3 protein-coding genes are annotated in these 3,294 nt (G+C 61.4%); 2 read left to right on the forward strand and 1 reads right to left on the reverse strand.

What is annotated here, in order from left to right:
* Positions 1-140: 140 nt before the first annotated feature.
* Positions 141-626, reverse strand: coding sequence for a hypothetical protein (locus tag AX708_RS00805; RefSeq protein WP_066525125.1), 486 nt, complete (start codon positions 624-626; stop codon positions 141-143).
* 718 nt (positions 627-1,344) lie between these two features.
* On the opposite strand from AX708_RS00805, the gene AX708_RS00810 reads away from it, so the two are divergent.
* Together AX708_RS00810 and AX708_RS00815 are read left to right on the forward strand one after the other, a co-directional pair.
* On the forward strand, positions 1,345-2,337 hold the full coding sequence (locus AX708_RS00810) for a DUF2493 domain-containing protein (protein WP_067489166.1): 993 nt from the start codon (positions 1,345-1,347) through the stop codon (positions 2,335-2,337).
* A gap of 337 nt (positions 2,338-2,674) precedes the next feature.
* Complete coding sequence (locus AX708_RS00815; RefSeq protein ID WP_067489169.1) at positions 2,675-3,238, forward strand: hypothetical protein; 564 nt, start codon at positions 2,675-2,677, stop codon at positions 3,236-3,238.
* The last annotated feature ends 56 nt before the right edge of the window (positions 3,239-3,294 follow it).

The following is a 3,294-nucleotide window of genomic DNA, read 5'->3' on the forward strand; positions in this document are numbered from 1 at the left end:
GTTCGGGCACCGTCGACTTTCCGACGCCTATCGGCGTCCGAAACTCTAAACGCTTTGCGAATTTCCGCTTTCGGCGGTAAAGTAAGCGAAGCTGCCTGTCCGCTTCAAGTATCGGCCCTGCTCCTCATGGGCTGCGGACCCTATCGGTCTTCCCGATCCAGACGGACCGCCTTTTCAATGAAGCCCTGCGGGTCTTGCACGAAATGCGCTGCGTCTGATTGCAGAACCGTCCTGATCACAGCTTCCCGGTTTGGCTGAATGATCGCACCCTCCGGCGTCGCAAAGACGCAGTCGAAATGCCGCGCGAAGTCGCAGACCCCGCCGATCAATGGCAAAGACATATCCGCCACATCGAAGCGGACTTGGATTTCTTCGATGTATTGCTCATCGAAGCTCACCTGGATGTCGTCATCAGGTTCGTCACCCCACACCCGGAGACCGGTGTAGGATCGCGGTTTCTCGGGCAGCAACATGTCGAGCTTCGCGAATAGCGCATTCGCCTCTGCGATTGGCAGCGCCAGAACAATCTCGTCGAGCTGCGTGCGGCTCATCCGTGCAGCGTCGACCCCTGCGATACGCGCCGCAGAGGCAGGGATCAGGTTGATGACGAACTGCCAGACGGCCATCACTCGAACATAGCGCCAATGCGGGGTCCGACAATGGGCTCATTCGCTGAACGCGGGAGCTGCTCTGCCGCAACCCGGCGCCGCCGCCCGTCCGGGCAGGGCAGCGCCCCTTACCCGCGAACGCGCCTTATCCTTGTCAGGAAGGCGTTCGCCGTCGGAGCTTTCAGACCGTAATGCGCGCCGTGGCGCGCAGGCGGGTCATTCGGCATCCTCCGTCCGGTCAAGGATCGGCTCAGGCTTTCGCTGCGCTTGCCTTCACCACCCGCACGGCGGCGATGCCGGCTTCGCGGCATCGTCCCTGACAGTCCGTCGCCTGCCGACCAGCCCCGCCGAACGGCCTTTCAAGATTGGTGGTGTTCCCGCTGTAACCCCTTCGAAGGGCCGAAGGGCCGAAGGGGCGGCCCGGTGTGGCGCTGATGCGCCTGACCGGGCCTGCCTTCGTCTCTCTTGCTCGGGGGCGGGAACGTCTCTTCCACACACACAGGAACACTTGCCGAAACCTATCGGCGGTCGCCCCTTAGTCAAGGATCGCGGTCCCCCCAATTTTCAGCGGGGAGGCTGTGTCGCTGCGCGCCAGCCACCCCGCAGAAAATCGGTTCCCCCACGCCCGCCATGGCGGCGGCGAGACGAGCTCGCCGTCCCTGACACGGTTCGTCCGGCCCGATGGGTTTTTGGCTGTTCCCAATGTGGGGACGATTTCAAAAAATCGGAGGCTTTTATGACTGTTTTCAACTCGTTCGCAGATCTGGCTCAGGCACGGATCAATCTCGCCGATGCACGTGAAGGGATCACGGAATCCTACGACGGGGCGTTTCTCGAGCACAGCGATCTGGCCAAGCTCAACATCATTGAAGCTCCAATCGCTGCAGAGATGCCGGATCCCGACATGGCGCGCCGCGCCGTGGAGCTGGCAATCGGAACGATCTTCGATGTCCTCAAGGATACGCGCATGGAAGAGTTCGCGCAGCAGCTCGCCTGGGGCATGGTCAACTCCTTTCACATGACTGCACGCCTGGCTGAAGGACGCGAGGACGATGCTGCAAAGAAGCTGGGCGAAATGGCACGCCACTTCGACCCTTCGGAAATCTACGCTGTCGAGCTCGAGGAAACACAGCAGCTCTGCCAGACACTGCAAGGGTGCCGCGAAGCGCTCGAGGCGATGCGTGACCATGCAGCGGACGTCTACCGCGTCGAAACCGGTCGCCCCTTCACGGCCGCACGGGGATCGCAAGTCAGCAAGAACGGGGTGACCGCAAGCCAGGTGCAGGCACGCGATTTCCTTGCAGCACGCGCCAAGGATCGCAGAGCGCAATTCCAGCCCGATGGCCCGCTGGTGATCGTGTCAGGTGGTCAGAAGGATTGGCACGATTTCGCGATGATCTGGGCAATCCTCGACGACATCAAGTCCCGGATCCCGAACATGGTCCTTGGCACGACCGGCATGCGCAAGGGCGTCGACGCCATGGCGGGTGCATGGGCGCAGCAGAACGGGGTCAACACGATCCTGTTCGTTCCCGACCAGCGCCACGGCAACCGCGCTCCGTTCCTGCGCAACGAGAGCATCGTCAAACTGAACCCGGTTGAAGCGATCATCGGAGAAGGATCCGGCATCCAGTCGAACCTTGCACAGCGCCTCCGTCAGGCTGGCGTGCCGCTGCACATTCGCCGCATAAGCGATCAGGCGCAAACGCGCTCGCGCACCTTCGGCTGAGCGCTCTTCGGAAGGCTCCGGCTTATGCCGGGGCCTTCCGTTCTTCTTTTGCGCAAGGGGCGGGCTCTGGGGGCATCGAACCCCCTTCTCCCGCTGCCACGAGCATCGCGATCCCTGAATGTATCAGCGGCACTTTTACATTGGCCCGGCGCGCCTTGCCCGTGCTCGATGCTTCGCATCTTGCGGGCATCGCTGCCGAGCCGGCGGCTGCATCAGGACAATTGGCCGACCGGCAATCCTCAGGCTGGACCAGACCCCTTGTGGGCATTCAGCCACAAGGTCAGGAAGTGAGAAAGGAGAGGGGGATGGAGGAGACGAGCAGCGACAGGAGGCAAAGATGCTCGTCACATTCCGCGTCAAGGATATCGAGACAAGGCTCCATTCGGTACCGGCTCAGATACGCCCGCAAGAGCTCGCCGCGCTGATGCGCAGACTGCACACCGCGAACAGTACAATCGATGCAGATCCAGGCGAATTCCTGGCCGCGCCCCTGAACTTCGAGATCAATGCCAACGCGCTTGCCATCGCCGCGTTCGCATCATGCTTCGACCATCGTGCGGAGATGATCGCGATCGTCGAGGAAGCGCAGTTTCTTGGACGAATGCTGCGGATCGAGCACCAGCAATGCGATGCGCCGATCACGATGCGCGTGAGTGAACACATCGCTCTGGTAGGTGACATCACGATGAGCAGCGACCTTGCGTCCAAGGTGCTCACCTCTCTTGGCCGCCATGCAGATGAATCTGGCCAATTGTCCCTGCAGAAGCTCGCGACAGCGCTCGAAGATCACCGGACTTACGCGGCTTTCGTCAAGGCAGGAATCACTCCGCTCTTCGAAAGCCTCGCGTTCATCGCCGCCACCGATTGTGGAGAGCAACACCCGCTGCTCGAATGGAGCTAATGGGACTGTAAGGAATTTTGTGCTTGGCCGTTATTTGTTAGGCCAATGGGAAGCGG

Origin of the sequence: Erythrobacter sp. CCH5-A1 (genome assembly GCF_001557115.1) — a bacterium.
GTDB lineage: Bacteria > Pseudomonadota > Alphaproteobacteria > Sphingomonadales > Sphingomonadaceae > Erythrobacter.

What these genes read in the sequence shown, in the direction of transcription:
- AX708_RS00805 (WP_066525125.1), bottom strand. Translation starts at nt 626, where the DNA reads ATGGCCGTCTGGCAGTTCGTCATCAACCTGATCCCTGCCTCTGCGGCG.
- AX708_RS00810 (WP_067489166.1), top strand. Translation starts at nt 1,345, where the DNA reads ATGACTGTTTTCAACTCGTTCGCAGATCTGGCTCAGGCACGGATCAAT.
- AX708_RS00815 (WP_067489169.1), top strand. Translation starts at nt 2,675, where the DNA reads ATGCTCGTCACATTCCGCGTCAAGGATATCGAGACAAGGCTCCATTCG.